The sequence below is a fragment of the Microbacterium phoenicis genome (assembly GCF_047302325.1).
Classification (GTDB): Bacteria; Actinomycetota; Actinomycetes; order Actinomycetales; family Microbacteriaceae; genus Microbacterium.
In genome coordinates this window covers 2,934,321-2,959,926 of record NZ_CP154849.1, presented here as the reverse complement: position 1 = coordinate 2,959,926, position 25,606 = coordinate 2,934,321, and the positions used below count along the sequence as shown (strand labels likewise).

Below are 25,606 nucleotides of genomic sequence, written 5' to 3'. Positions count from 1 at the left end.
GAGGGTAGTGGGTCGTCGCGAGCCCGGTGCGGGAGCCGGGATCGCAGGCCCGCCGCGGGTAAGGTCGGTTCGTTGTGAATCGCCTGCTCGTCTCCCTCCTCGCCGCCGTCGACGCCCTCGTGACCGTCGCGGTCGGCGTCGGTGTCGTTCTCGCGCCCGTCACGCTCGTGTGGGTGTTCGGGATCGGCGGGGATGCCGATTGGGCGGCGCTCTGGCCCGCCGCGGCGACGATCTGGCAGCTGGGACACTTCGCCCCCGTGGCCGTGTCGCTCCCGGCGGAATTGGTCGCTCTCGCAGGCCTCCCCGCGAAGGGGGCCGACTTCACGGTCTCGCTCGCGCCGACCGCGTTGGCCGTCATCACGGCCTTCTCGGCGTGGCGCTCCGGCGCTCGCGCCGCACGAGCCGGAGCGTGGCTGACGGGGGTGCTCGCCGGAACGGTCGCGGTCGCGGCCCTGTCGACGGTCATCGCCCTCACCGGTCGCGCCGACGTCGCCTCCGTCGACCTCCTCGCGGCGGTCGCCGGTCCCGCGCTGGTCTTCGCCGTGCCCGCACTGCTGGGAGCGATCGTGCGAGCGTGGAGCGACGGCGACGACGGGCTCGTCGACGCACTGTCGGAGCGCCTTCCCGACGACGTGCAGAACGCCGTCGACGCCGGTGTCCGAGGTGTCGCGATCGCGGTCGCGGTGATCGTCGGTCTCGGCGCCGTCATCCTCGCCGTCCTCTTCTTCGTCCGGGGTGGAGAGGTCATCGCGCTGACGCAGGCGGCGCAGACCGACCTCGTCGGTGTGGTCGTCCTCGCGCTCGGCAGCATCCTCTACCTGCCCACGCTCGTGCTCTGGTTCGCGGGCTTCGCGGTCGGGCCGGGTTTCGCGATCGGAACCGGCACGGCGGTGTCGCCGGCGGGAACGAGCCTGGGCGTCGTGCCCGGCATCCCGGTCCTCGGCGTCCTCCCCGACTCGACGTCGCCGTGGCTGCTGCTGCTGGCTCTGGTCGTGGTCGGTGCCGGTGCTCTCGCCGGCGCGGTGGTACGCGGATCGCTGCTCGTGGGTTCGCCGACGGATGCCGAGCCGCTGCGCCCGCGCCTCGTCGCCCTCACGGTGCTCGTCCTCGGTGCGGGTCTCGTCGTCGCGGTGCTCTCGTGGGCCGCCCAGGGCGCGATCGGACCGGGACGCCTCGCGCAGGTAGGACCCGAGCCGTGGTCGATCGCCCTGCTCGCCGCTGTCGAGATCGGTGTCGGGGCCGCCGTCGTGCTCTTCTCCCCGCGGGGCGAGGACGCCCTCGATCGGGAAGGACGCCACGCCGACGCGGATGAAGCGCACGCGGACCGAGAGCCGGCGGCGCCCGCAGCGGCGGCATCCCGTCGTGAGCCTGCGGGCCAGGCGTCGCCCGATGAGTTCCCCACGGCCCCGCTAGACTGAGCCGGTGCTCACGGTCGCCGTCCTCATCTCGGGCACGGGATCCAATCTGCGTGCGCTTCTCGACGCCGCGAACGAGCCCGGTTTCCCCGCCCGCGTGATCGTGGTCGGCGCCGACCGTCAGGCCGACGGCTTTGCTCACGCCGAGGCGTACGGCATCCCGACCTTCATGGTTCCGTTCCAGGAGTTCGAGACCCGTGAGGCGTGGGGTGAGGAGCTGCTCGCCCACCTCGACGTGTGGCAGCCGGACCTCGTCGTGCTGAGCGGCCTCATGCGGCTGCTCCCGGCCGCGGTCGTCGCCGCCTGGGCCCCGCGTCTGATCAACACCCACCCCGCGTACCTGCCGGAGTTCCCCGGCGCGCACGGCGTCCGCGACGCGCTCGCCGCCGGTGCCGCGCAGACCGGTGCGAGCGTCATCGTCGTGGACGACGGCGTCGACACCGGTCCGATCCTCGCGCAGGAGCGTGTTCCGGTCCTGCCCGACGACACCGAGCACACCCTTCACGAGCGCATCAAGCCGGTGGAGCGCCGCCTGCTCATCGAGGTCGTCCGTCGCATCGCGACGGGCGAGCTCGCGCTCACCCCCTGAACCGACACCGAACGCCCCCGACCCGAGGAGTTCCGCCATGGCCGGCCCGCAGATCGACCCGTCCCTCTACCGCGCACGCGATGTCGTGCCCGTCCGCCGCGCGCTCGTCTCGGTGAGCGACAAGACCGGACTCCTCGAGCTCGGTCAGGCGCTCGCCGCCGCCGACGTCGAGATCGTCTCGACGGGCGGTTCGGCGGCGCTCCTGCGCGACGCCGGCATCGCGGTGAAAGACGTGTCCGAGGTCACGGGCTTCCCCGAGTCGCTCGGCGGCCGTGTGAAGACGCTCCACCCCAGCGTGCACGCAGGGCTCCTGGCCGACCTCCGCCTCGAGGACCACGAGACGCAGCTGGGCGAACTCGGCATCCTGCCGTTCGAACTCGTCGTCGTGAACCTGTACCCGTTCGTCGAGACGGTGGCATCCGGCGCCCAGGGCGACGCGGTCGTCGAGCAGATCGACATCGGCGGTCCCGCCATGGTCCGTGCCTCGGCGAAGAACTTCGCCAACGTCGCCATCGCCGTCTCGCCCGAGTCGTACCCGGCGATCGTCGACGCGCTCGGCCAGGGCGGCACGACCCTCGTCCAGCGCCGCGAGCTCGCCGCCCGCGCGTTCGCCCACACGGCGGCGTACGACCGTGCCGTCGCGGCCTGGTTCGCCGAGGAGACGCTCGAGGGCGACGGCGATCTGCCGCAGCACCTGACGATCAAGGCCGAGCGCCTCGCGACGCTCCGCTACGGCGAGAACTCGCACCAGCGCGCAGCGATCTACACGCGCGTCGGCGGTCACGGCATCGCGCAGGCGACGCAGCTGCAGGGCAAGGAGATGTCCTACAACAACTACGTCGACGCGGATGCCGCGCTCCGGGCCGCGTTCGACCTCGTCAAGCCGGCTGTCGCCATCATCAAGCACGCCAACCCGTGCGGCATCGCGATCGGTGCGCCCCAGGCCCTCGACGCGATCGCGTCGGCACACCTGCGTGCGCACGAGTGCGACCCCGTGTCGGCCTTCGGCGGCGTCATCGCGGCCAACCGGACCGTGACGCTCAAGATGGCCGAGAACCTCCGCGACATCTTCACCGAGGTGATCGTCGCGCCCGACTTCGAGCCCGAGGCGCTCGAGGTGTTCCGGCTCAAGAAGAACCTGCGCGTCCTGCAGCTCCCCGCCGACTGGCGCCAGGAGCCCATGGACGTGCGCCTGGTCTCGGGCGGACTGCTGCTGCAGGATGCCGACCGGTTCCCCAACGAGATCGAATCGCTCGTGGACTCGTGGCAGCTCGTCTCGGGCGAGCGCCCCGCCGACAGCGAGCTCGAGAACCTCTCCTTCGCGTGGAAGAGCTGCCGCGCGGTCAAGTCCAACGCGATCGTCCTCGCGAAGAACTCGGCGACCGTCGGGATCGGCATGGGTCAGGTCAACCGCGTCGACTCGTGCCGTCTCGCGGTCGAGCGCGCCGGTGACCGCGCCGCCGGCTCGGTCGCGGCATCCGATGCCTTCTTCCCGTTCGCCGACGGACCGCAGGTGCTGCTGGATGCCGGGATCACGACGATCATCCAGCCGGGGGGATCCGTGCGCGACCAGGAGGTCATCGACGCCGCGCAGGCCGCGGGCGTGACGATGTACTTCACGGGCGAGCGTCACTTCTTCCACTGAGCCGTCGCCGGTCGATCGCATGAGCAACCCCGGCGCCACCGGAGCCGACTGGCTCGCCGGAGGTGCCGGCATCGGTCACGAGAGCATGGTCGCGATCGGCGGCCGGATCGTGGCGGCCGCCGAGACGCTGCTGGTTCTTCCCGCAGCGCCGCCCGTGGGCGACGTGCTGTGTGACGGCGTGCCCATCCTCTCCCGCGGCGAGGTGTGGGTCGTCCCGCTGGCGTGCCGGCGGTCGGCAGCCAGGCCGGCGGGGGAGGAGCACCGCCGCCGTGCCGGCGAGCTGTGGCGCGGCATCCGTGTCGAGTGCGAGTTCCGCCACAGCAACGGACTGTCGCTCGATCTCGAGAGCGCATCGCCGAACGCCTACGTCGCCGCGCTGCTCGCCCAGGGAGCCCGCCGCGCCGACTGGTGGGGCGCGGGCCGGAAGGCGCTGGTCCTGGTGGCTCACGGGGAGCCCGTGACGGCGTCCGCGCTGCACGTCGTCCCGCTCGGATGGGTGTCGCAGATGTCGCCGTCGCGGCGGATCCGCGCCGTCGACCTGTCCTGGGAGCCGGCGTCGGGATGACCCAGCATTGGCGGAGAAGGCCCGCGCGGTCAAGGGGGAGTTCTCCCTTCAACGCGTATTCCTCCAACCGTTAGTCTCGATGCCGGGGATTCGAGGAGGTTCGATCAGGTGATCTGGGAGATCGAGGATGGTCCGCGCGCCATCGAGGGGCTCGACGAACGCGGTCGCCCGCGTCCCGAGTACGCCGCTGGGCTGGGGCTCGTGCCCGCACCGATCGGACGACGCATCCTCGCGATGGTCATCGAGGGCCTGTTCATCGGACTGCTGCAGTTGCCGATGCTCCTCGTCGCGCTCCCCGCGATCATCGGCGCCGTCGGAACGGCGGACCCCGCTGACGCCGTCTTCGGGCGACCGGATGCCGTCTGGATCGTCGTCACCTTCGTCGTCCCCTATGCGCTGACGACCGTCTTCCTCCTCGTGCAGCTGATCCTCTTCGGCCGTCGGGGCGTGACCCTCGGCAAGGCGTTCACGGGCCTCCGCGCCGTCAACGTCAAGACGCTCGAACGTCCTCGGTTCTGGCGCGGAGCGGTGGTGCGCTACCTGGTACAGGTCGCGAGCCTCCTCGTCCCGGTCGGGCCACTGCTGGTCATCGCGTTGTCTCCGCTCTTCGACCCCGACCGTCGGCGCCGCGGATGGCCCGACCTCGCGGCGCAGACCTACCTCGTCGACATCCGCAAGGGTCTGAACCCGTACGACGCGAAGCGGATGCGCATCGCCCGGAAGACTCTTGCCACCGACCTCCGTGACGAGAAGGCCTCGCTGCCCTCGCTCGCGACCCCCGCCAGCGGTCCGGCGACCGACGTCTACATCCCCGTCGCACGCAACCGCGGCGGCGTCCTCGGCGCGCCGAAGGAACGGGCGGGGGGCGGCGAGCGGCCCGCAGCCGAGGAGGGACCCGTCGCACCCATCCAGGAGTCGCCGTTCGCCGTGGACTCCGCCCCCGCAGCGGCACCGCCGACACGGGAACCGGTCGTTCTCGCGCGGCAGGCAGCGGAGCCGCCGGCACCGGTCGCGTCGCCCGCGCCGGCCGCCGCGCCGGCACCGGGGCCCGCCTCGGCGCCGCAGCCCACCCCGCGCCCCGAGCCGATCGAGGAGCCTGCGACACCCTCGTCGTCGGTAGCCCCCGCAGAGACCCTGCTCCCCGGCGCGACCTCGTCGACGTGGTCCGCCCCGGACCTCATGCCCTCGCCGGCCGCGGCACCGACGGCATCCCTCCTGCTGGATTCGGGTGAGCAGCTCGAGGTCCCCGCCACCGGCGCGGTTCTCGGCCGCGCACCGTCCGTCGCGGGAGCGGATGCCGGTGCGGCACCGCTCGCGGTGGCCGACTCGACCAAATCCGTCTCGAAGACCCACGTCGCGCTCCGCTGGGTCGACGGCGCCCTCGTCGCCGTCGACCTCGGGTCGACGAACGGCAGCGGCGTCATCCGCGACGGCGCCGAGACCGAGCTCGACGCCGGCGTCCCCGCGACGCTCCGCTCCGGCGACACCCTGCGATTCGGCGACCGGCACGCGTCGGTCCGCCTCACCTGATCTCCGGCCGATGAGGACCCCCCGATGAGACTGAAACTCACCCTGCAGCGTCGCGACTCCCGGACGATCGACGTCGTGGTCACGGCGGACACGACGGCGACCGTGCAGGACGTCGCCCGCCGGATCATCGAGACCGACCCGGCGCGGGAGAACATCGCCGGTACCGACGACATCGTCACCCTGACCGTCGCGCCGCCGACGTCGAACGACCACGTCCTCCTCGACCCGGGCACCCTCATCAGCGATGCGGCAGTCGGGTCGGGCTTCATCGCCACCGTCGTCAACCTCGGGCCCGATCATGTCCCGAACCGCGGGGGCGGCGGTCCCGCCGCGGCCATCCTCCACATCGTCGGGGGCCCCCTCGCCGGGCGCGAGATCCCCCTGCCCAAGGGGCACTTCACGATCGGGCGCGCCGTGGGCGCCGACATCGTCCTCGACGAGCCGCTCGTCTCGAAGCGGCACGCCCGCATCGAGGTGGGCTCCGGTGGGGTGGAGGTCGTCGACCTCAACTCCGCCAACGGCATCGTGGTCGACGGCGGGCTCGTCCCGCGCCTGAACGTCATCCCCGGTCAGCGATTCACCCTCGGCGACTCGGACCTCGTCGTCCAGCTCGTGCCCGACTTCGCCCCGGTGGAGAAGGACCCCGTGCTCGAGCGCGGCGGCGCGCTGCTGTTCAACCGGAGCCCTCGCGTCGAGCCGCGTTACGTCGGCGAGGAGCTCCCCGAGCCGCGCATGCCGAAGGAGCCGATGTCGCGGCTGTTCCCGTGGCCCATGCTGGTGGCGCCGATCCTCCTCGGCATCACGATGTACTTCGTCTTCGAGCGTCCGCAGGCCCTGTTCATCGTGGCGATGACACCGATGATGATGCTCGGCAACTTCGTCTCGCAGCGCACGCAGATCGGTCAGCGCACCAAGAAGGAGGGGGAGGTCTTCGAGCGTGGGTTCGAGGAGCTCGAAGAGACCCTCTACCGCGAGCGGCCTCGTGAGCGCGAGGTGCGCAACGCCGAGGTCCCGCCCGTCGCGGTCGTCTTCGAAGAGGCCATGAAGCTCGGCGGGATGCTGTGGACCCGCCGACCCGAGCACTGGAACTTCCTCTCTGTCCGTCTCGGCAGCTGCGTCGCGCCGTCGCGCACCACGATCAAGCGCGCCGATGCACCCGAGGCTCTGCAGGAGTACGTCGAGCGCGTCGATCGCCTGCGCGATCGGTACCGCCTGATCGACGACGTCCCGGTCCTCGAATCGCTGCAGAGCGTCGGCGTCATCGGCGTCGCCGGCCCCGATCGCGAAGCGGGGGATGCCCTGCGCGGCATCTGCACGCAGCTGTTCGGGCTGCACTCGCCGAACGAGCTCGTCGCCGTCGCGCTCACCGAGCCCGAGTGGGCGAAGCAGCTGGACTGGCTGACCTGGCTCCCGCACACGTCGAGTGAACGCAGCCCGTTCCGCGACATGCCGCTGTCCGATTCGGCGTCGACCGGCAACGCCCTGCTGTCTGGGCTGGAAGAACTCGTCATGCGTCGCTCGCGCGCCGCGAGCGCACCGCGGCTGCCGTACGACGACGACTGGGATCCGATGCGTTTCGGCACCGACGTCCGTCGCGCCGCCGAAGAGGCGACGTTCCCCGGCCAGACCGCCGTCCTCGTCATCGTCACCGCCGACGCCCCGGTCGACCGCGCGCGGCTCACCCAGGTGCTCGAGCGCGGCGCCGACGTGGGCGTCTACGGGCTCTTCGTCGCGCCCGTCGTCGAAGCCCTGCCGGCAGTCTGCCGCAGCTTCGTCGATGTCTCCCGCGGGCTCGACGAGGCCCACGTCGGCGTCGTCCGCAGCGGTGAGGACTACACCCCGGCCAAGGTCGAGGGCGTCTCCAACGATCTGATGCGCGTGCTCGCCAAGCGTCTCGCTCCCGTCGTGGACTCCAGCACCGTGATCGAGGACTCGTCGGACATCCCGAACTCGGTCATGTTCCTGTCCCTGGTCGGGAACGAGACCGCTGCCGACCCCGCGTTCGCGATCGAGCGGTGGCGCGAGAACAACACGATCATCGACCGATCCGGCGCGACGCTGCCCCGGCTGAAGAAGGCGGGCAATCTCCGCGCCATCGTCGGCCAGGGCGCCACGGACGCGATGACACTCGACCTCCGCACGCAGGGGCCGCACGCGCTCGTGGGTGGAACGACCGGTGCCGGCAAGTCCGAATTCCTGCAGGCGTGGGTCCTCGGGATGGCCGCGGCGCACAGTCCCGACCGGGTCACGTTCCTGTTCGTCGACTACAAGGGCGGGTCGGCGTTCGCCGACTGCGTCGAGCTGCCGCACTGCGTCGGTCTCGTCACCGACCTCAGCCCCCACCTCGTCCGACGCGCGCTCACGAGCCTCCGGGCCGAGCTCCACTACCGCGAGCACCTCTTCAACCGGAAGAAGGCCAAGGACCTCCTCGAACTCGAGAAGCGTCGCGACCCCGACACCCCGCCCGCCCTCGTCCTCGTCATCGACGAGTTCGCCGCGCTCGCCGGCGAGGTCCCGGAGTTCGTCGACGGCGTGGTCGACATCGCCCAGCGCGGTCGCTCCCTCGGCATCCACCTCATCATGGCCACGCAGCGTCCTGCGGGTGTCATCAAAGACAACCTGCGTGCGAACACGAACCTCCGCGTGGCGCTCCGCATGGCCGACGAATCCGACTCGAAAGACGTCGTCGACGATCCGGTGGCGGCGAGCTTCCCGCCTTCGATCCCCGGTCGCGGTATCGCGAAGACGGGACCGGGACGCCTCATTCCGTTCCAGTCGGCGTACGCCGGCGGCTGGACGACCGACGAGGTCGTCGCCGCGGACGTGTCGGTCGCCGAGCTCCGCTTCGGATCCATCCGGAAGTGGGAGTTGGAGGATGCCGGCGAGAGCGACTCCCACGACGTCGATCCCGGCCCCAACGACCAGAAGCGCATCGTCTCGACCCTCATCGCCGCCTCGAACCAGGCCGGTATCCCCGCCCCGCGCCGACCGTGGCTCGATGACCTGCCGACGAACGTCGACATCCGCGAGCTGGCGGGCGGCAGCCGCGGGGCGATCCTGCTCGGCAAGGCGGACATCCCGGAGCGCCAGCTCCAGGAGGCGGTCTACTTCGAGCCCGACCGCGACGGCTCGCTGCTCGTCTACGGCACCAGCGGATCCGGCAAGTCGACCGTGCTCCGCACCATCGCGATCTCGGCGGCCATGGGACGCCGGACGGAGAACGTCGAGGTCTACGGCCTCGACTTCGGTTCCGGTTCGCTGAAGAGTCTGGAAGCCCTCCCGCACGTCGGGTCGATCATCCCGGGCGACGACAGCGAGCGCGTCCAGCGCATCATGCGCTCGCTCGGCGCGGTACTCGACGATCGCGGCAAGCGGTTCAGCGCCGCCAACGCCTCGAGCATCGCGGAGTACCGCGAGATCACGGGGCGCGACGAGGCGCGCATCGTGCTGCTGCTCGACGGTCTGCCCCAGTTCCGGGCGGAGTGGGAGTCGACGACCGCGCGAATGCCGTTCTACCAGGCGTTCATGCGGATCCTCGGCGAGGGCCGCCCGCTGGGCGTCCACGTCGTGGCCACCGCGGACCGGTCGGGTTCGGTGCCGACAGCCGTCAGCTCGAACGTGTCGCGTCGCGTCATCCTCCGTCTGTCGGATGCCAACGCGTACGCGCTGCTTAACGCCCCCAAGGACGTCCTCGACGAGCGCTCCGAACCGGGCCGGGCGATCGTCGACGGCATGGAGACCCAGATCGCCGTCCTCGGCGGGACGCCGAACGTCGCCGAGCAGACCAAGCTCCTCGACCAGCTCGCGCAGGAGCTGCGTGCGCGTGGTGCCCGCGAAGTTCCCGAGATCGGTGCGCTCCCGACGCGACTGGATGCCGCCGACCTCCCGGACCGCATCGGCGAGTTCCCCGCGCTCGGCGTCGCCGAGGACACCCTCGCGGCGCGCGAGTTCGACCCGGTGGGCACCTTCATCGTCGCCGGGCCGCCGCAGGCGGGTAAGACGACGGCGCTGAGGTCGCTCATCCTCTCGATGACGCGGCTCGACCCCTCGATCAAGCTGTTCCACTTCGGCGGGCGGCGCGCGCAGCTCAAGGAGTTCGCGCCGTGGATGCGGACCGCGACGACTCCCGACGATGCGAAGGAACTCGCGACGGAACTGGCGGAACTGGTCCTGGACGAGACGCTCGGCCAGCGGCTCATGATCGTCATCGAGGACGTCCCGCAGTTCGCGGACTCGCCGGCGGAACGCCCGCTGAAGGCCCTGTTCCAGGCGATCAACCGCAGCGACCATCTGCTCATCGGCGATGCCGACGTCAACCAGGTCACGAGCGGGTTCGGCCTCATCGGTGACTTCAAGGGCGGCCGGAAGGGCATCATCCTCAAGCCCGACGCCTTCGACGGCGACGCCGTTTTCAAGGTGCCGTTCCCGAAGATCAAGCGGGCCGACTTCCCGGCCGGACGCGGCATGTTCGTGCAGGCGGGTCGCGCTGTCGTCGTTCAGATGCCGCTCGTGGAAGCGGCGGCTCTTCCGGCGGTCGAGCCGGCGAATTCGTGAGGCGGGAGGCGGCGGCCGTCGAGGTCGCCGCCTCCTGATCCCGCCTCAGCGCAGGAGCGCCTGACGCAGCGGTGACGGCTGAGGCGCCGCGAAGAAGGCGGCGGCGATGAACCCGTCGAACAGCGACAGCATGAGGTTCTCGATGTCTCCGAGCGGCGTCGCCAGTCGCACGACGAGAAGCTGCTTCGTCTCGGGCACGGGGACCCAGTAGTCCGCGCTCAGCCGGCGCGTCCCGTGCACGTCTTCGTCCGGCCCCGCGTCCTCGACGCGGTGCGTGCGCAGCGCCGGCACCCCGGGCCCGCTCACCTCGACCGACGAGGCGTGCGCGTCGGGATCGAGGCGGGCCAGCGCCTCTCTCAGGACACCGAGGACGGTGCGCGGCTCGGTGCCGACGGCGGGGCTCATCCGCAGATCGGACGGCTCGAAGACCAGAAGGGTCACGGGCAGCGGCGTCCCCGGGGTGATCTCGTGAGCGAGCATGAGGGCGCGGATGTCTCCGGCCGAGCCTGCCGCAACCGCCTCGTGGAGACGCCGGCGCACGGTGGCTCGTTCGGTCGCGCGGTCGTCGGTCGGCCCGACGGCGTCGCGGGCGATCGCCGCGATCGACGCCGTCGTCGCTGTTTCGGTCGAGAGATCGACCGAGAACCAGCGACCCGGGAGGCGGAAGCGCAGTTCGCTGCCGGTCATTCGGGAGCGGCCCATGCGCCGTACCGCGCCGACATGTCGAACAGGCTCACGCCGCCCTGGCCGACATTGGTGAAGCCCATCGGCCCGAGGTCCGCCGCCGCGTCTCGTAGGTCCACAGGTTCCGGCTCGCCGTCCCCTGCTACGCCCGCCACGAGGGCGATCGCATTGGGCTCCCAGGGCAGAGTGCGCCAGATGGCCTGCGCTGCGGCATCCAATTCGTCAGCGGTGAACGGTTCAGCCGAATCGACCATCAGCGTCGCACTGAAGCGTTGACCGAGGCCGTTGCGAGACTGGCTCAGGCCCTCCACGCCGACGATCCGCGGGACCGCCGCCGAGAGTGCGGGGATCAGGTTTCCGTACTCCGCCACGGGAGCCTCCTCAGTGGTCGTCCCGGGTGCGGGCGGGGATGCCGTGATCGCGCATCCCGTCAGGCTGACGGTCAGAAGCGTCCCCAGCAGGGCCGCCGCTGCCGCGGGGGATCGGCGCCGCATCCGTCTCATCGGTCACTCGTTCCATCGGTAGTAGGACACATCGGTGTAGCCATCTTCGTTGAAGAAGTTCCCCAGCTCGGGGTGGGCGGCCTGGATGTCGGCGAGGTGATCCTGATACGTGGACGAATACTTCTCCGCATTGTGGGCTCCGACGTCGACGCCGAGGATCGGATCGGGATTCGGCGGGTCCACGCGGATGCTGGTCCAGTTCGGTCCGTGCTCGGTGCCGAGATCCCCGGTGACGATGTCGAGATTCGGCACGGGATCCCCGTTGTGCTGCACCGAGACGACGTCCACCGAATCGGGGATCGGCATGTGATCGATGGGAGCGCCCGATGCGACCACGGCCTGCCAGTTGTAGTCGGTGTTGTAAGCGGCGAGATGACCGGCCATGATGCCGCCCTGGCTGAAGCCGACGAGCATGACGGGATCGTCCGGGCCGATGCCCTCCTGCGCCATCGCCTCGAGGACCGCGCGCTCGTACTGCGTCTGCAGCGCGGGCGTCAGCATGAGGGCGAGGTTGCTGTCGAGATCGTTCACGGCGCCCTTGTCGCCGAAGCGGGACAGCCATTCCTGCGTGCTCGGGAGGGTCACGGTGTACTGCCACCCGTCGGGGCCCAGGACCTTCGTGATGCGGATGACTGATTCCTCCTCGCCGCCGAGGGTATCGACCTCGGCCGTCCCGTCGAGGACGGTCTGCATCGTCGGGGGGTCGGTCCGGTTCAGGGGGTCATCGGCATACGGGTCCGTCGATGTCACCGTCGGAGTGGGTTTGGTGACGTCCGAGAAGATGCTGACCAGCAGGAAGGCGGCCATGAGGCCGACGACCACGGCGGCGATGATCAGCCCGATCGTCCCGAAGATCCACCCGATCGCGAGGATGAGAAGGAAGACGAGCAGGACGCCGAGGATCGCGACGATCGTGGCGAGGATCCGCTTCAGGAGCGCGACGACGTCGGCCAGGAAATCGGTGATCCACTCGCCGATGCCGGCGAGCCAGTCCCCGATGTCCGCGAACACATCGCCGACCCGGTCCCAGAACCCTTCGTTGGTCGCGTCGATGGCATCGTCGATGCGACGGATCGCCTCCTCGGCGGCATCCATCATGTCCTGTCGTGCCGCTTCGATCCGCGCTCGCGCACCGTCGACGGCGGACTGCGCCGTCTCTGCCGCTCGGCGCGCCCCGGGAAGCTGATCCGTCAGCGAGGGCGGCGGGTCGTCGGCGGCGTCGACGCGGTTCGAGAGAGACCTCACCGCGTTGTCCGCCCGTGTCTGCTCCTCGAGTGCGTCGTCGAGGTCGTCCTGAGCTCGTTCGGCCGCATCGTGAGCCGCCGTCAGAGCGACGGCGTACTCGGTGACCGCCGACGCCGTGCCGGAGTACCGGGGATGGATGCGCTCGAGGTCCGAGGCGATCTGTTCGTTCTGGTCGCGCAACGCCTGTACGGCCTGCCCCTGGTCGTCGTCGACGATGCCGCGCATCTCGTTCACGACGGTGAGGATCACCTCGGCGGACGCCGTCAGACGGGCAGCCCGCGTCGTCAGCAGGTCGGGATCGCCGGGAAGCACCGTCACGGCTGACCTCCGTCCTCTGCCATCGCGCGGTCGAGGTCACGGAACGTGTCGACGATCGCCTGCATGAAGTCCGCCTGAGAACGAAGGCCTTCGCGGAGGTCCTCGCGGGCGATGTCCCATTTCCCGCCGAAGTCCTCGATCTTGTCGGCGAGTCCGCCGTGCCCGGTGAGCGAGCCCAGGTCATCCGCGAAGGATTCCGCGTCGTCGAACGTGGTGGCGAGCCCGCGTGCGCTCGCGGCGGCCGACTCGAGTCGGTCGAGGTCCATCCTGACGTCGGTCATGCGTGGCGTCTCCATCCCCTGTGTGAACGCCAGACTATGGGCGCGGTCATCCCCGGGTCCATGGGGCGTTCTCCCCATCGGTCGGTAGCCGGGTGGTGTTTGTCAAGTGGGGACCTCTCCCCATTGGTCAATCGGTTGGTGTTTGGTTGACTCTTGGTGTCGGCCCGGGGTGGGTCGGGTTTCTTCGATTGTGGAGGTGTGGACGATGGCCGATTTCGGTGCGTCTTATGCAGAGATGGAGCAGGTGGCGTCGTCGCTGTCGCAGGCTCGTGATGACATTCAGGGTCAGTTGGACTCGCTGAAGTCGCAGGTCGACACTCTTCTGGGTGAGGACTTCAAGACGCAGCACGCGTCGGGCAAGTTCGGTGAGGGGTACGGGGAGCTGACGACGGGGTTGAAGACCGCGACCGATGGCATCAACGACATGTCCGAGGCTCTGCTGGGCATGATGCGCGCGATCCAGGACCTCGACCAGCAGCTCGCCGGCGGCTGAACCCAGATCATGTCGATGGGGCGGGCGTAAATGCCCGCCCCATCGACTCGCGATCAGATCGACCCATGGACGGAGCACCGTGAGCGTCAAAGTCAGTTATGCCGAGCTCGGTGAATTGCAGACACAGCTCACCAGCATCATCGGCGAGTTCGAGAATGCCGGCGCGCGACGCCGTGATCTCGAAGGCGCGGTCGGTAGCCCGTATGGGAAGAACGATCTCAAAGATGTCGCCCACGACTTCGAGGGCCGCTGGGATGACCGGCGGAAGCGGCTGATGGAGAGCTGCAAAGCCGTCGCGGACCAGGTCAAGGGTCTGGTCGAGGGCTTCCAGGAATTCGATGTCGAAGCCGGCAGCCGTACCGAGGAGCGATGATGAGTGTCCTTCCCTATATGCCCTCAGAGACCCCGAGGGGCAACAACCTGATCGGTGAACTCGACGGCGACCCCACGGAGGTCAAGACCCGGGGACAGCAGATCGTCGACCTCGGAGATCAGATGGCGGACGCCTGGGCGCTCATCGAACGTCTCGTCGCGGACGGGGCGGACATGGAGGGCAACGCCGTCGAGAAGCTGCGCGAGGTCAGCGGCGAGGTCAGCAGCGACCTCTCGCAAGCGGCGTCGCTCTACGCCGCCGTGGGACCGCACATTCAGACGTACGGAGCTGCGCTCGAGGACTCGAAGGCGATCATCGACCCCATCGTGAGCCGCCTGCGGGACCTGTGGGACGAGTACTACGAGCTGTCCCGTGACGCCGACACTGCGGAGGGGGCCGTACCTCGCAAGCCCGACGATGACGCGGACGCCGATGAGCAGTCGGCGTACAACGACGCCAACACGCACGCTCAGTCCGTGCAGGGGCAGGCCGATGCGAAGAAGGGCGAGTGGGATGCCGCCGCCGGTGAGTACGACGATGCGTGGGACACCTGGCACGATGCATTCACCACTGCGGCGGCGAACATCCGCGAGGGTGTCAGCGGAAAGATCGAGGATTCGACGTCCGATGACATCAGGGGCGCGCTCGAGTTCCTCTCGAACGTGCTCGCGGTGGCTGGAATCGTCCTCGCCGTCCTGGCGGTCGTCATCGGTGGCCCGATCATCGCAGCCCTCGCGGCCATCGTCGCGGTGGCGACGCTGGTCGTGGCGCTCACCCGGAAGCTGGCGTACAACGACGGAAGCTGGGTCGACGTCGCCTTCGGCGTCATCGGAGTCGTCCCTTTCCTGGGGCCCGCTGCAAAGGGCATCCGCGGCCTTACGCAGGCGGGAGGCGGCCAAGCACTCCTGACCTCGTTCGGCGACGATGCCGTGAGACTCTTCGGTGTCGGCCGGGGCGGTATGAGCAACTACCTCTCCGGTCTGAACGGCCTGCGCGGTGCGACCTTCGTGGACCGCGCCGCCGACTTCTCGGCCGGGTTGCTGACGGGGCGGAACATCGCTGGGTGGGGGAGTATGGGCTCCGGTGCGGGTGCCGCCGTGGACACGATGGCGACCGTCTGGTCTGCTCAGCTCTCTCTGGTCGGTCAGATTCGCGATACCGCCAACGGAGCCTTCGCTGGCGCGTTCGACCCCGACCAGAATCCGTTCTCATGACGGAGGTCTCGTTTCGTGCCCATGACAGACTGAGTCGATGAGCGATCTTCGCGCGGAATTGGTCGGAGCCGGAGGTGTGTCGATACCCCGCTATCGGATGCTGCTACCACCCGGCTGGCAGGGCTACGACGTCGACATGGAGACCGAACGCGAGTTGGTGGCGGCGGCGCGCGACCGGCTCGCAGGGGCGGGGAGACCCGACCTCGCCGGTCGTCTCGGGGCGCAGGTGGGCGACGCGCTTCGGTCGCTGCGGTCGCAGAACGCATTCGCCTACGCCTTCGCAGGTGAGTCGTCACCGACGTGGGCCCTCGGCGCCGCGAGTCTGGTCGGAATCAAACGTCTCGCGAGTCCCGAGGTGCCCCTGGACGCCATCGTCGAGGATGCCATCCGCAACCGAGGCGCGGCCGCTCTCGGCGACGACCACCGGATCGTCCGCTGGACGGAAAGTAGTCCCGTCGTCCTCGACGGCGTCCGCGCCGTCTCGTTTCTCGTGCACTATCTGATCGCCATACCCGGGTCGCGGCGCACGCAGGCCGTGCAGTGGACGGCGACCGTCGCTCATGGCGAAGACCTCGCCGAAGACGATCCCGTGCTCCTGGCGTGGACGGCACTGTTCGATCACCACATCGCCACGTTCACCTGGAGTGTGCGCTGACATGGACATCACACTCACGTATCGGGACACCGACTGCATCCCGGTGTCCGACGTCGGGCTCGATCCCGCTACCTGGGCGCGCGAGAGCGCGGGCCGGTTCCGCACCGTTGCAGCGCTGGACGCCGCCGCCGGTGCGCGCGTCGCGGGAGCGCTCGAAGACATCGCCGTTCTCAACAGCACGGATCATCGCGCATTCCTGTTGGTGAGCCCGGGTGCGCGAGTTCTGGCACCGTTCGTCATCTTCGCGTCCGACGGGCCGTTGCAACGAGCCGAACAGGCGGAGTTCCTCTGGAACGGCCGGGCGCTGCTTCCGGCTACGTCCTCGCGGGTCGAGACCCCCGAACTGGGCGACGGCTTCTCGGTGTCCACAGCGGAGCGCCATGAGAGCGGGGACTTCGGATTCCGCCGATGGCTCTTCCTCGGGACCACGCGATCGGTGGGAATGGTGCTCGGCCCGGTCGCTCCGTACGGGCTCGTGGCCGTGGAGAAGATCGCTGAGGAGATCGTGAGTTCCGTTCGGGTCGCGGGCTACACCTCGGCGGCTGATCGCGAGCGTCTCGACGAGCTCGATGGTGCAGTGAGCCGTCTCGCGGAGAGCTGGCCCGCATGACGCGGCCTTCGGTTCATCAGCTCGTCGACGAGGCCGCGGCATGGGCCCCCGAGGACTGGTGGCGTCTCGAACTGCGATCCTTCCGTGGAGCGGCGGCGACCCAACGCGAACTCGCGCTCCTCGCACCCCGTGAGGTGGCGACCTCCGAGTACCGCTCCATCACCGCGGCGAGCTGTCTCCAGGGGCTCGCCTACATCGTGTCGTTCGCTGCGCCGGTGACGGCCGCTGCGGCGATGATCAGGTGGTCCCTCTCCGGCACGGCCTACGACTTCCCGCTGGGATTCGCCGGCATCCTGACTCTCATCGCCCTTATCGTGACGGTCTGGAGCGAGATCCAGGAGCGACGGCACCCCCGAGCCGCGTCGCGGTCCGCGGTGCGCACCATCGCGTTCCTTCACATCGTCCCTGGGCTCGTGACGATCGCGATCGCACTCGGGGCGGGGGAGAGGCAGATCATCGACGCGGGGTGGTGGTGGCTCGCCGTCGTCGGCGTGGACGTGCTCGTCTACGTCGTCCTCACCTTCCTCGCCCTGCGTCGGACCCGTGGGCCGCAGAATCCGCACGAGAACGTCCAGCAGAGCATCCGGGAGATTCCCGACGCCGTCGTGCGAGACATCCTTTCGGCTCGTGACGCGGCGATCGCCAGGTTGGTGGATCGCTCTCTGATCGACGCGGCTACCGCAGCGCGGGCCACCGCGACACGTGCCGGCGAGCTCGGCCTCACGATGGCACCGGAGGTCGGTTCGGACTACTACCGACCTGCTGACGAGGAGCGCCACTGAAGGCCGCCGTGCGGAGTCAGGGACGGGTCGATTCGGTGGAACCCGTATGCGCTCGGCCCCGGATCGCGCCGTCGGAGGTCGACTCATGATCGTCCGCGAGGTGATCCTGGTCGGGGAATCGGAGCAGATCACAGCGATTCTCGCGCTTGCGGTGCGCCGAGTGCCCGACGTCGACCGCGCAGGGTGGTCGACTCAGGTCTGCGGTGTCGCGAACAAGCGGGCGAAGATGGCGGTCTCTCATCCACGGACGTCTCTCACTCCGGCCGCCCCGCGATCGATCGTGTGGTGGACCGCGCTTGTGGTCGGCGTCGCTGCGGTGTTCGCGGGGGCGACCGTGCTCCTGCCGCCGCGCAACGAAGGCAATCAGGATCCCGCGCTCGCCATGGCTGTTGCGGCTCCCACGATGATCGTGGGAGCGATCATCCACCTCTTTCTCGCCGTCACGGCGGTGCCCGCAGCTGGGCGACGGAGCGCGCCGGCCGTCACCTGCGTCGTGATCGCTGCGACCGCGGCGATCGCGGGGGCGGTCTTCGCCCTGCTGCGGAGGGAGACGCTCCTTGGTGCGGGTGGCGCGCCGGCTTACGTCCTATGGTGGGTCGCCGCGGTCTCCGCCTTCGTGTCGCTGTGCTTCCTGGGGATCCGCATCTCCGAGTTCTCACCCGCTACTCGCCCGCCCCGCTCAGGCGACTCAGGCGAACAGGCTCGCGATGTCGTCGCGTCGGCCGACCGAGCCGCAGATCAGCTGAGGTACGGAGCAGCCGAGCGCCGCGCATGGCGGGAGATCCTCGCCCGCGATGCGGCATCCGTCAGCCACACCGTCCAAGCTCAGGCTGAACGTCTCGGCCCGTTCGCCTACGTCGCCTGGGCAGCGTACTGCGGGCACGTGGACGCACCAGAGCTCGAGGAGATGATCCGGCGCGGATGACGCAGCGTCGGACTCTCCGAAGACCGCCGTATCTCGGTGCAGGGTGTTCTGGGTTCGGGTGGTGTTTGTCAAGTGGGGACCTCTCCCCATTGGTCGATCGGTTGGTGTTTGGTTGACTCTTGGTGTCGGCCCGGGGTGGGTCGGGTTTCTTCGATTGTGGAGGTGTGGACGATGGCCGATTTCGGTGCGTCTTATGCAGAGATGGAGCAGGTGGCGTCGTCGCTGTCGCAGGCTCGTGATGACATTCAGGGTCAGTTGGACTCGCTGAAGTCGCAGGTCGACACCCTTCTGGGTGAGGACTTCAAGACGCAGCACGCGTCGGGCAAGTTCGGTGAGGGGTACGGGGAGCTGACGACGGGGTTGAAGACCGCGACCGATGGCATCAACGACATGTCCGAGGCTCTGCTGGGCATGATGCGCGCGATCCAGGACCTCGACCAGCAGCTCGCCGGCGGCTGAACCGTTTTCATCGCAACGAGTGGGCGTCGCTTCGGTGCCCACTCGTTGTCGTTATCGATCGGGGATCGACGGGGGCGTGACGAGTCGGATGGCGCGAGTTTCGCGGTACGTCCTATGCGCGCGCCGTAAGGGAGTGGGAGCCCCTCGACTGGTGGAGGCTCGAGGCTCGCGCACTCCACCACCTGCCGAGTGTTCGTCGCTCGCTCGCCGCCTTCGCCCCGCCTGGCGCCTGGAGGGACCTCTCGAAGGACGCGGCGCCGGCGTGGGGATGCCTCTTGACCTTGTCGCACATCGCCAGCTTCATCTTCCCGGTGACCGCCTGCCTCATGGTCGTCGCGTGGGTCCTCGACCCGGACGGGACCGCTCACCTCGCAGTGCCGGGCATCCTGGCGGCCGTTGCGGCGCTCGTCGGTGGATACGGCCTCGTGACAGAGAACCGCGAATCGCTCGGAACCGACCCCGGCATCCACCGGCTTCTCGGTGTCCTGCACCTTCTTCCCTCCGCCGTCGCGACCTTCGTCGGCACTCTCGCCATCGCCGGGGGTGCCGCTTCCGGAGCGTTCGGCCTCGCAGGGTTCATCGCGGATGTGATCGTCGGCATCCTCCACTTCGCCCTCTCCCGAGGCCCCGCGCACAGCGGCACCGACCGCTGGCGTCGCGATCTGGAGAGGTTGCAGAAGGCGGTGGCGGTGATGACGCCTGGTGAGCGGGCGCAGGTCTCCACCGACCTGCAGGCGGCGTTGACGATCCTCGCGGAACGCGGCCTCATCTCCGACGCGGAATGGGTTCGCGCACGGGATGCTCGAATCGGTCTGTTGGGCGCCTCGATGGCACCTCGGGCAGATCAGCGCCGTAGCCGGGGGGTGTTTGTCAAGTGGGGACCTCTCCCCATTGGTCGATCGGTTGGTGTTTGGTTGACTCTTGGTGTCGGCCCGGGGTGGGTCGGGTTTCTTCGATTGTGGAGGTGTGGACGATGGCCGATTTCGGTGCGTCTTATGCAGAGATGGAGCAGGTGGCGTCGTCGCTGTCGCAGGCTCGTGATGACATTCAGGGTCAGTTGGACTCGCTGAAGTCGCAGGTCGACACCCTTCTGGGTGAGGACTTCAAGACGCAGCACGCGTCGGGCAAGTTCGGTGAGGGGTACGGGGAGCTGACGACGGGGTTGAAGACCGCGACCGATGGCATCAATGACATGTCCGAGGCTCTGCTGGGCATGATGCGCGCAATCCAGGACCTCGACCAGCAGCTCGCCGGCGGCTGAACCTGATCTTGTGCGGGGGCAGCCTTCGGGTCGCCCCCGCACACCATTGCGACGGTTGGGATCTGGCAGTACCTCACGAGAAAGGCGTATCGGATGGACATCATGCTCGACCTTGAGCAACTCACGCAGGCGAGGCAAGGTCTCTCAGCGTCCATCTCTGAGTTCGACGCGGCGGCCAACGCCAATGACGACCTCGAGGGAGCGATCCAGCGTCCCGACGGGCGCGGCGATCTGCTGAACCAGGTGATCGACTTCGAGGTCGCGTGGCGCGACAAGCGCGGCAAGCTCACGGAGAATCTCACCAACATCAAGGACCAGCTCACGTCGATCATCGATGGCTGGGAAGAGTGGGACACCAGTACCGCGAGCGAGCTCGAAGGATCGACCACGACGCAGAACGTCAACGCGCCGGGAGCTGCACGATGAGATCCCCCAACACGGGCCACGAGCTCCGCCCGCTCGAGGGCACTCCTGTCGACATCTCCACCCGGGCGACTCATCTGAAGACCCTCGCGACCACCATGGAGACGACAGCCGATCAACTGAAGAACATCGGTGACTCCTCGGTGCACAAGAGCAAGGGCACCGACAAGCTCGCCGAGATGGCGAAGGAGACGCACGGCGATCTGGCGGATGCGGCGGTCCGGTACCGCGGTACCGGTGCGGCGTTGGCTACCTACGCCGACGCCCTGCATACCGCTCAGTCCTGGTTGCGATCCAACCTCGACGATGTCGAGACCGCGGAACGCGAGTTCCAGTCGGCCGTCTCCGCCAAAGCCGAGGCTGATCAGGCGGAGATGCACGCGACGAACCTCGCATCGGGTTCCGATGACGATTCGCTCTCCCAGGCGCAGACGCAGGCGGAGTCAGAAGCCAACAGCGCTGCGTCGGCGCTGACCGCGGCCACAACGCGTCGAAACGAGATGTGGACGTCTTTCGACGACATGTTCGGAACGTGGTCGGATGCCTACGATGACGCGGTCGACGGCATCGAGAACGCGATCGACACCGCCGGGAACAACGACGGGTTCTGGGAGTTCGTCGACGACCTGCTGGACGTCATCGCCATCGTCCTCGTCGTCCTCAGCATCATTGCTCTCGTCATCGGCGCGCCCCTGACCGGACTCCTGGGCATGGTCATCTTTGCGCTCGCGGCGGCGTCCTTCCTCCTCACTGCTCTGCAGTTCGCCTTCGGGCGAGCAAGCCTCAGCGACCTCGCGTGGAGCGCGGTGGGGCTCCTGCCCTTCGGAGTGGGCAAGCTGCTGGCGCGGGGCGTCCCCACGCTCGGAACCGTCGTCCAGGGTGGGCGCGGAGCCGTGACGACGGCCATCCGCGCCGGGTTGCCCCGTTTCTCCTTGCTGCGTCCCACGACGTGGGCGACGCCCGCTCAGTCGCTCTTCGCTCCGGTGCGCTCGTGGCTGGCTCTCCCGTCGCCGAGCATGCTGACGAATCCGCTCACGGCCATTCGTCTGGGCAGCGCGGAGACCGCCCAGGTGTCGACGTTCCTGAACACCATGCGCAACAGTCCCTGGGCGACGAATCCGGGGGTGCAGCAGTTCATCTCCTCGACGGTCTCCTCCCTGCCCGGGGGGCTCCGTCAGGGCGCGAACATCATCTCCTTCGGAGGTTTCAGTACCGTCGACATCCTCGGACTCGCCGATGCGCAGCCGGAGATCCCTGGTCTCCGAGACATCCGCGTAGGCTGACGCCGTGCCACAGCCGACCGCTTCCTCACGCAACGCGCACTCCGTGACCCGAACGCTCTATGTGGTGATCACCGTCATCCCACCGATCGCGCTGGTGGTCTACCTCATCGGGTCGCTTCTGCTGTCGGGCGGTCAGGTGAGCGCATCGATGGACACCAAGTGGGACCCCGTCATCCCGTACCCGCTCTTCCCCATGCCGACGGCACTCCTGGTCGGCCTCGCCGCGATCTCCGCGGTGCTCGCCCTGATCGTCGCTGTCAGCGCGCGAGCCGGTGACGAGCTCGGGCAGCGGGGTCTGTTGGGTCCGACCGCGGCGGCCATGGTCAGTGCCTTCGGTTTCTCCCTCCTCGTCCCCGATGGGGGGACCCGGTCGGGTGACACCGTTTTCGGCCAGCAGTGGGTGGCAGCAGTCGTCTACACCGCCGCACTCGTCGTGCTGCTCGTCGGCGTGGCTGCGTCGACAGCGAAGAGTCGTCGTCGCCGAGGCGCAGACGCATGACCCAGTTGTCGGGGTTTCACATCATGCTCCCGCCCGGGTGGTCCCGCTACCGCGTGGATGATGAAGGACGAAAGCAATTCACGTCGCGACTCGCCGCGCGCATGAAGGAGGTCGCCAACCCCGAGCTCGACGTCAGGATGAGGATGCTGGCCGCCGGACGGTGGAAGGAGCTCGAGCAGTCGGGGACCCACAGCATCTATCTCGCGGACCGGGAGGTCGATGGCCTTGCCCACTTGCCGATCTCGCTTGCCGTCCGTCAACATGTCGCGCCGGCCGGGGTGGTTTTCGCGGACGGCGTCCAGGCGCTGACGCGTGCGCCCGTCGATTCCATCGACTCCGCCATCGGCCCCATCCTCCGCTGGCAAGGCGAGAAGGGCGGCGACGGGGACACCGCCGGGATCACCACGCGGACAATCGGCTACGGCTTCGCCGTGCCCGATGCGGATGGGCGACGAGGCCTCGTCTTCACCGCCGCCGTCCCGTATCCGGACGGCGCGGATCCCGCGCTCATCGACGGCGCGACCGAACTCGTGGACTCGATCATGGAGACGTTCAGATGGCGGTGACCTCCGGATACGCGCTGTCGCTCCCGGCGACCTGGATTCCGATTCCGACGGGCTTCCCGTGGCAGTCGTTCGATGACCCGACTGCGTGGGCGACCGAAGTGGCCGACAGCCTTCTCGAAGGGCTCGACGCACCGCAGGAGGTGCGTTCGGGTGTGCGCGAGGCAGCGGAAGCCCTGCAGGCGATGCCCTCCCCGCTGCCGGGAGCGCTCGAGCGTTTCTGGCGCGTCGAAGGAATAGGCGGCCCGACCATCGTGGCTCACCTGTACGTCACGGAATCCGACGTCGACTCGGCCGAGGGCCTGATGGACATGGTGCGAGCGGGCATCGGGGGTCGTGTGCAGACCTGGCGAGTATGGACCGACACCGCCTTCGACCACGCCATCGAGGCAGTGATCGTCGCTGAGATCGATGGCGCCACCGTCGCTTCCGTGCGACAGATCGGCGTGCGGGACGGGCTGGTCTACCTGCTCGACTTCCTGACGGAGGACCCACTCCTCCTCGAGGCCGTGCAGTCGGAGTTGCAGGAGATCTTCCGCTCGATTCGTTTCGGCGCCGGAGTCTGACGGCGTCGTCTGCCGTGTCCGATTCCCGCGAGATCATGTCGGGGGGACGTGCCAGGCTGAGGTCATGACGATCGCGATGACCTTCGATGAGCGGTACCGCGCGATCGACGCGCGCGACGCTCGCTTCGACGGCCAATTCGTCACTGCGGTGCATTCGACCGGCATCTACTGTCGTCCGAGCTGCCCGGCGCGGACGCCGAAGGCAGCCAACGTCAGCTTCTTCCCGACGAGTGCCGCCGCGCACGAAGCGGGGTTCCGGGCATGCAAGCGGTGCCTCCCCGAAGCGACGCCCGGCTCTCCGCAGTGGAATCTGCGCGGCGACGTCGCGGGGAGAGCGATGCGCCTCATCGCGGACGGCGTGGTCGACCGCGACGGCGTCCCCGGCTTGGCCGAACGGCTCGGGTACTCGGACCGACACCTCACCCGTCTGCTGACCGCGGAGCTCGGCGCCGGGCCCCTCGCCCTCGCGCGCGCCCACCGCGCGCATACGGCGCGCACTCTCCTCGTCGACACCGACCTGTCGATGCCCGATGTCGCCTTCGCGGCGGGGTTCGGCAGCATCCGTCAGTTCAACGACACGATGACCGAGGTCTTCGCCCTGTCGCCGACCGAGCTGCGTGCGCGTCGCCGCGGGGGCACGTCGGCGATGCCGGGTCGCATCGACCTCGTCCTCCCCGTCCGAGAACCGTTCGACGCGGTGGGGCTGTTCGGGTGGATGCGGGCGCACGCGATCCCGGGCGTCGAGACCGGCGACGCGGCATCCTTCGCGCGCACGATCCGCCTCGACGGCGGTCCCGCTTGGTTCGAGGTGAGACAGGATGCCGCCGGCCCGCTGCGCCTGCGCGCCGAGCTGACCTCGCTCCGCGACCTCGCCCCGCTCATCTCCCGGGTGCGTCGCCTGTTCGATCTCGATGCCGACCCGGCGGCGATCGACGCGGGGCTGTCGCGGCATCCCGAACTGAAGCCACTCGTCGCCCGCATCCCGGGTGTGAGGCTGCCTGCGGCGATGGATGCCGACGAGATGCTCATCCGGGCGATGATCGGTCAGCAGATCAGCGTCGCGTCTGCGCGGACGGTCATGGGACGGCTGGCCGCTGCGCTCGGGGAGCCCGTCGACTCGCCCTCGGGGCCGTCGTTCCTCTTCCCGACGCCCGCCGTCATCGCCGAACGCGGCGCCGAGGTGCTGCGCGGCCCCGGGGCTCGCATCCGCGCTATCATCCACGCGGCGGGGGCGCTCGCCGAGGGGTCCCTCCGGCTGAGTCCGGGAGACGACACCCTCGAACAGCGTGGAAAGCTCCTTGCACTTCCCGGTATCGGCCCCTGGACGGCCGACTACGTGCGGATGCGGGTTCTCGGCGACCCGGACGTCCTGCTTCCGGGCGACGTGGCAGCCCGGGCGGGAGCGGCGGCGGCCGGCATCCCGTCCGACGCCACCGGACTCACCGCGTGGTCGACCCGGGTCGCACCCTGGCGCAGCTACCTGATGGCGCACCTCTGGTACGCCGCGCCCGTCACGCAGGCATGGCGTGCGGTGACCCCTGAACCCTCACCCCGGAAGGACGACCGATGAGCGCGATCCTGCAGACCCTCGACACCCCCGACGGCGCCTTCACCGTCCTCGAAGAGGACGGTCGCGTCCTCGCCTCGGGGTGGACGGCGGATGCCGACGCGATCCTCGGACGCCTGCGTCCGGGTCGCGTGCCCGCCGACGTGACGACCGGTCGAGTCGGCTCCGCGGACGCCGTCGCCGCCTACTACGACGGCGACCTCGCCGCGATCGACGACGTGCCCGTCAGCCAACACGGCACGGCGATGCAGCTCGCGGGATGGAGCGCGCTGCGCGGGATCCCGGCGGGTCGTCCCCTCACGTACGCCGAGTTCGCGGCCCATCTCGGGTCGCCGGCCGCCGTCCGGGCCGCGGCATCCATCTGCGCCCGCAACGCCCCTGCGCTTTTCGTCCCCTGCCATCGCGTGCTGCGCACCGGGGGAGCCCTCGGCGGTTTCGCCTGGGGCCTCGACGTCAAGATGCGACTGCTGGAGCGCGAAGCCGTCATCTGACCCGGTTTTTTTCGAGTAAGCGCTTGCTTACAGCGAAATCACAGGGATATCCTGGAGGGCTCCCGCACGATGCGGGCGCCCTGTCCGGCCCCATCAAGGAGGAAGCCATGTCC

The 25,606-nt window shown here is 69.1% G+C and carries 26 protein-coding genes; 22 read left to right on the top strand and 4 right to left on the bottom strand.

Annotated elements, in window-relative coordinates; all coding sequences use genetic code 11:
* Positions 1-74 precede the first annotated feature (74 nt).
* The 6 genes from ABCU91_RS14555 to ABCU91_RS14530 all read left to right on the top strand — a co-directional run bounded on the left by ABCU91_RS14555 (position 75) and on the right by ABCU91_RS14530 (position 10,298).
* The gene (locus ABCU91_RS14555; RefSeq protein ID WP_413354260.1) at positions 75-1,418 is read left to right on the top strand and encodes a DUF6350 family protein; all 1,344 of its coding nucleotides are present in this window, start codon (positions 75-77) and stop codon (positions 1,416-1,418) included.
* Between the two features lie 4 nt (positions 1,419-1,422).
* On the top strand, positions 1,423-2,004 hold the full coding sequence (gene purN / locus ABCU91_RS14550; RefSeq protein ID WP_413354259.1) for a phosphoribosylglycinamide formyltransferase: 582 nt from the start codon (positions 1,423-1,425) through the stop codon (positions 2,002-2,004).
* Between the two features lie 37 nt (positions 2,005-2,041).
* On the top strand, positions 2,042-3,649 hold the full coding sequence (gene purH, locus ABCU91_RS14545; protein WP_133400315.1) for a bifunctional phosphoribosylaminoimidazolecarboxamide formyltransferase/IMP cyclohydrolase: 1,608 nt from the start codon (positions 2,042-2,044) through the stop codon (positions 3,647-3,649).
* Between the two features lie 19 nt (positions 3,650-3,668).
* The gene (locus ABCU91_RS14540; protein ID WP_413354258.1) at positions 3,669-4,214 is read left to right on the top strand and encodes a hypothetical protein; all 546 of its coding nucleotides are present in this window, start codon (positions 3,669-3,671) and stop codon (positions 4,212-4,214) included.
* A 108-nt stretch (positions 4,215-4,322) separates the two neighbouring features.
* Positions 4,323-5,744, top strand: coding sequence for an RDD family protein (locus tag ABCU91_RS14535; protein ID WP_413354257.1), 1,422 nt, complete (start codon positions 4,323-4,325; stop codon positions 5,742-5,744).
* Positions 5,745-5,768: 24 nt separating this feature from the next.
* Positions 5,769-10,298 carry an FtsK/SpoIIIE domain-containing protein gene (locus tag ABCU91_RS14530; protein ID WP_413354256.1) on the top strand — a complete coding sequence of 1,510 codons (4,530 nt, stop codon included), beginning with the start codon at positions 5,769-5,771 and terminating at the stop codon, positions 10,296-10,298.
* Positions 10,299-10,343: 45 nt separating this feature from the next.
* Here the strand turns inward: ABCU91_RS14530 and ABCU91_RS14525 are convergent, their stop codons facing one another.
* Genes ABCU91_RS14525 through ABCU91_RS14510 form a run of 4 tightly spaced genes read right to left on the bottom strand, consistent with a single transcriptional unit; the run spans position 10,344 to position 13,329 of the window.
* The gene (locus ABCU91_RS14525) at positions 10,344-11,000 is read right to left on the bottom strand and encodes a hypothetical protein (protein WP_413354255.1); all 657 of its coding nucleotides are present in this window, start codon (positions 10,998-11,000) and stop codon (positions 10,344-10,346) included.
* Positions 10,982-11,476 (bottom strand): hypothetical protein, encoded by a 495-nt coding sequence (locus ABCU91_RS14520; protein ID WP_413354253.1) that lies wholly within the window; start codon positions 11,474-11,476, stop codon positions 10,982-10,984. Before ABCU91_RS14520 ends, ABCU91_RS14525 begins: the two co-directional genes overlap by 19 nt.
* Positions 11,477-11,488: 12 nt before the next feature.
* Entirely contained in the window at positions 11,489-13,048 is a 1,560-nt protein-coding gene (locus ABCU91_RS14515) for a hypothetical protein (protein ID WP_413354252.1), read from the bottom strand.
* Positions 13,045-13,329, bottom strand: coding sequence for a hypothetical protein (locus tag ABCU91_RS14510; RefSeq protein ID WP_413354251.1), 285 nt, complete (start codon positions 13,327-13,329; stop codon positions 13,045-13,047). The genes ABCU91_RS14515 and ABCU91_RS14510 overlap by 4 nt, the downstream gene beginning before the upstream one ends.
* Positions 13,330-13,534: 205 nt before the next feature.
* On the opposite strand from ABCU91_RS14510, the gene ABCU91_RS14505 reads away from it, so the two are divergent.
* The 16 genes from ABCU91_RS14505 to ABCU91_RS14430 all read left to right on the top strand — a co-directional run bounded on the left by ABCU91_RS14505 (position 13,535) and on the right by ABCU91_RS14430 (position 25,493).
* Complete coding sequence (locus ABCU91_RS14505) at positions 13,535-13,822, top strand: WXG100 family type VII secretion target (RefSeq protein ID WP_083199385.1); 288 nt, start codon at positions 13,535-13,537, stop codon at positions 13,820-13,822.
* A gap of 79 nt (positions 13,823-13,901) precedes the next feature.
* The gene (locus ABCU91_RS14500; RefSeq protein ID WP_406923480.1) at positions 13,902-14,195 is read left to right on the top strand and encodes a hypothetical protein; all 294 of its coding nucleotides are present in this window, start codon (positions 13,902-13,904) and stop codon (positions 14,193-14,195) included.
* Between the two features lie 17 nt (positions 14,196-14,212).
* Positions 14,213-15,409 (top strand): hypothetical protein, encoded by a 1,197-nt coding sequence (locus ABCU91_RS14495; protein ID WP_413354249.1) that lies wholly within the window; start codon positions 14,213-14,215, stop codon positions 15,407-15,409.
* 37 nt (positions 15,410-15,446) lie between these two features.
* Positions 15,447-16,064: a hypothetical protein gene (locus tag ABCU91_RS14490; RefSeq protein ID WP_413354248.1), complete on the top strand. Its 618-nt coding sequence runs from the start codon at positions 15,447-15,449 to the stop codon at positions 16,062-16,064.
* A 1-nt stretch (position 16,065) separates the two neighbouring features.
* A complete protein-coding gene (locus ABCU91_RS14485; protein WP_413354247.1) occupies positions 16,066-16,674 on the top strand; it encodes a hypothetical protein in 609 nt (202 codons plus the stop codon).
* Positions 16,671-17,456 carry a hypothetical protein gene (locus ABCU91_RS14480; protein WP_413354246.1) on the top strand — a complete coding sequence of 262 codons (786 nt, stop codon included), beginning with the start codon at positions 16,671-16,673 and terminating at the stop codon, positions 17,454-17,456. The genes ABCU91_RS14485 and ABCU91_RS14480 overlap by 4 nt, the downstream gene beginning before the upstream one ends.
* 85 nt (positions 17,457-17,541) lie before the next feature.
* Entirely contained in the window at positions 17,542-18,381 is an 840-nt protein-coding gene (locus ABCU91_RS14475; RefSeq protein WP_413354245.1) for a hypothetical protein, read from the top strand.
* A gap of 171 nt (positions 18,382-18,552) precedes the next feature.
* On the top strand, positions 18,553-18,840 hold the full coding sequence (locus ABCU91_RS14470; protein WP_083199385.1) for a WXG100 family type VII secretion target: 288 nt from the start codon (positions 18,553-18,555) through the stop codon (positions 18,838-18,840).
* A 973-nt stretch (positions 18,841-19,813) separates the two neighbouring features.
* Positions 19,814-20,101, top strand: coding sequence for a WXG100 family type VII secretion target (locus ABCU91_RS14465; RefSeq protein ID WP_083199385.1), 288 nt, complete (start codon positions 19,814-19,816; stop codon positions 20,099-20,101).
* A 93-nt stretch (positions 20,102-20,194) separates the two neighbouring features.
* Positions 20,195-20,527, top strand: coding sequence for a hypothetical protein (locus ABCU91_RS14460; RefSeq protein ID WP_406923487.1), 333 nt, complete (start codon positions 20,195-20,197; stop codon positions 20,525-20,527).
* Positions 20,524-21,807 carry a putative T7SS-secreted protein gene (locus tag ABCU91_RS14455; protein WP_413354244.1) on the top strand — a complete coding sequence of 428 codons (1,284 nt, stop codon included), beginning with the start codon at positions 20,524-20,526 and terminating at the stop codon, positions 21,805-21,807. The genes ABCU91_RS14460 and ABCU91_RS14455 overlap by 4 nt, the downstream gene beginning before the upstream one ends.
* A gap of 43 nt (positions 21,808-21,850) precedes the next feature.
* A complete protein-coding gene (locus ABCU91_RS14450; RefSeq protein ID WP_406923489.1) occupies positions 21,851-22,306 on the top strand; it encodes a hypothetical protein in 456 nt (151 codons plus the stop codon).
* A 143-nt stretch (positions 22,307-22,449) separates the two neighbouring features.
* Positions 22,450-22,872, top strand: a complete 423-nt coding sequence (locus tag ABCU91_RS14445; protein WP_413354243.1) for a hypothetical protein — start codon at positions 22,450-22,452, stop codon at positions 22,870-22,872.
* Positions 22,863-23,435 carry a hypothetical protein gene (locus tag ABCU91_RS14440; protein ID WP_406923491.1) on the top strand — a complete coding sequence of 191 codons (573 nt, stop codon included), beginning with the start codon at positions 22,863-22,865 and terminating at the stop codon, positions 23,433-23,435. The genes ABCU91_RS14445 and ABCU91_RS14440 overlap by 10 nt, the downstream gene beginning before the upstream one ends.
* A 64-nt stretch (positions 23,436-23,499) precedes the next feature.
* Positions 23,500-25,005: a DNA-3-methyladenine glycosylase 2 family protein gene (locus ABCU91_RS14435; RefSeq protein ID WP_413354242.1), complete on the top strand. Its 1,506-nt coding sequence runs from the start codon at positions 23,500-23,502 to the stop codon at positions 25,003-25,005.
* Positions 25,002-25,493, top strand: a complete 492-nt coding sequence (locus tag ABCU91_RS14430; RefSeq protein WP_413354241.1) for a methylated-DNA--[protein]-cysteine S-methyltransferase — start codon at positions 25,002-25,004, stop codon at positions 25,491-25,493. Before ABCU91_RS14435 ends, ABCU91_RS14430 begins: the two co-directional genes overlap by 4 nt.
* Positions 25,494-25,606 lie beyond the last annotated feature (113 nt).

Bases quoted from the DNA above. Each gene is read 5' to 3' on its own strand.
- ABCU91_RS14455 (WP_413354244.1), top strand. From the start codon at position 20,524: ATGAGATCCCCCAACACGGGCCACGAGCTCCGCCCGCTCGAGGGCACT.
- ABCU91_RS14430 (WP_413354241.1), top strand. From the start codon at position 25,002: ATGAGCGCGATCCTGCAGACCCTCGACACCCCCGACGGCGCCTTCACC.
- ABCU91_RS14530 (WP_413354256.1), top strand. From the start codon at position 5,769: ATGAGACTGAAACTCACCCTGCAGCGTCGCGACTCCCGGACGATCGAC.
- ABCU91_RS14435 (WP_413354242.1), top strand. From the start codon at position 23,500: ATGACGATCGCGATGACCTTCGATGAGCGGTACCGCGCGATCGACGCG.
- ABCU91_RS14460 (WP_406923487.1), top strand. From the start codon at position 20,195: ATGGACATCATGCTCGACCTTGAGCAACTCACGCAGGCGAGGCAAGGT.
- ABCU91_RS14510 (WP_413354251.1), bottom strand. From the start codon at position 13,329: ATGACCGACGTCAGGATGGACCTCGACCGACTCGAGTCGGCCGCCGCG.
- ABCU91_RS14480 (WP_413354246.1), top strand. From the start codon at position 16,671: ATGACGCGGCCTTCGGTTCATCAGCTCGTCGACGAGGCCGCGGCATGG.
- ABCU91_RS14540 (WP_413354258.1), top strand. From the start codon at position 3,669: ATGAGCAACCCCGGCGCCACCGGAGCCGACTGGCTCGCCGGAGGTGCC.
- ABCU91_RS14490 (WP_413354248.1), top strand. From the start codon at position 15,447: ATGAGCGATCTTCGCGCGGAATTGGTCGGAGCCGGAGGTGTGTCGATA.
- ABCU91_RS14475 (WP_413354245.1), top strand. From the start codon at position 17,542: ATGATCGTCCGCGAGGTGATCCTGGTCGGGGAATCGGAGCAGATCACA.
- ABCU91_RS14485 (WP_413354247.1), top strand. From the start codon at position 16,066: ATGGACATCACACTCACGTATCGGGACACCGACTGCATCCCGGTGTCC.
- ABCU91_RS14495 (WP_413354249.1), top strand. From the start codon at position 14,213: ATGCCCTCAGAGACCCCGAGGGGCAACAACCTGATCGGTGAACTCGAC.
- ABCU91_RS14525 (WP_413354255.1), bottom strand. From the start codon at position 11,000: ATGGGCCGCTCCCGAATGACCGGCAGCGAACTGCGCTTCCGCCTCCCG.
- ABCU91_RS14520 (WP_413354253.1), bottom strand. From the start codon at position 11,476: ATGCGGCGCCGATCCCCCGCGGCAGCGGCGGCCCTGCTGGGGACGCTT.
- ABCU91_RS14465 (WP_083199385.1), top strand. From the start codon at position 19,814: ATGGCCGATTTCGGTGCGTCTTATGCAGAGATGGAGCAGGTGGCGTCG.
- ABCU91_RS14505 (WP_083199385.1), top strand. From the start codon at position 13,535: ATGGCCGATTTCGGTGCGTCTTATGCAGAGATGGAGCAGGTGGCGTCG.
- ABCU91_RS14440 (WP_406923491.1), top strand. From the start codon at position 22,863: ATGGCGGTGACCTCCGGATACGCGCTGTCGCTCCCGGCGACCTGGATT.
- ABCU91_RS14445 (WP_413354243.1), top strand. From the start codon at position 22,450: ATGCTGGCCGCCGGACGGTGGAAGGAGCTCGAGCAGTCGGGGACCCAC.
- purH (WP_133400315.1), top strand. From the start codon at position 2,042: ATGGCCGGCCCGCAGATCGACCCGTCCCTCTACCGCGCACGCGATGTC.
- ABCU91_RS14470 (WP_083199385.1), top strand. From the start codon at position 18,553: ATGGCCGATTTCGGTGCGTCTTATGCAGAGATGGAGCAGGTGGCGTCG.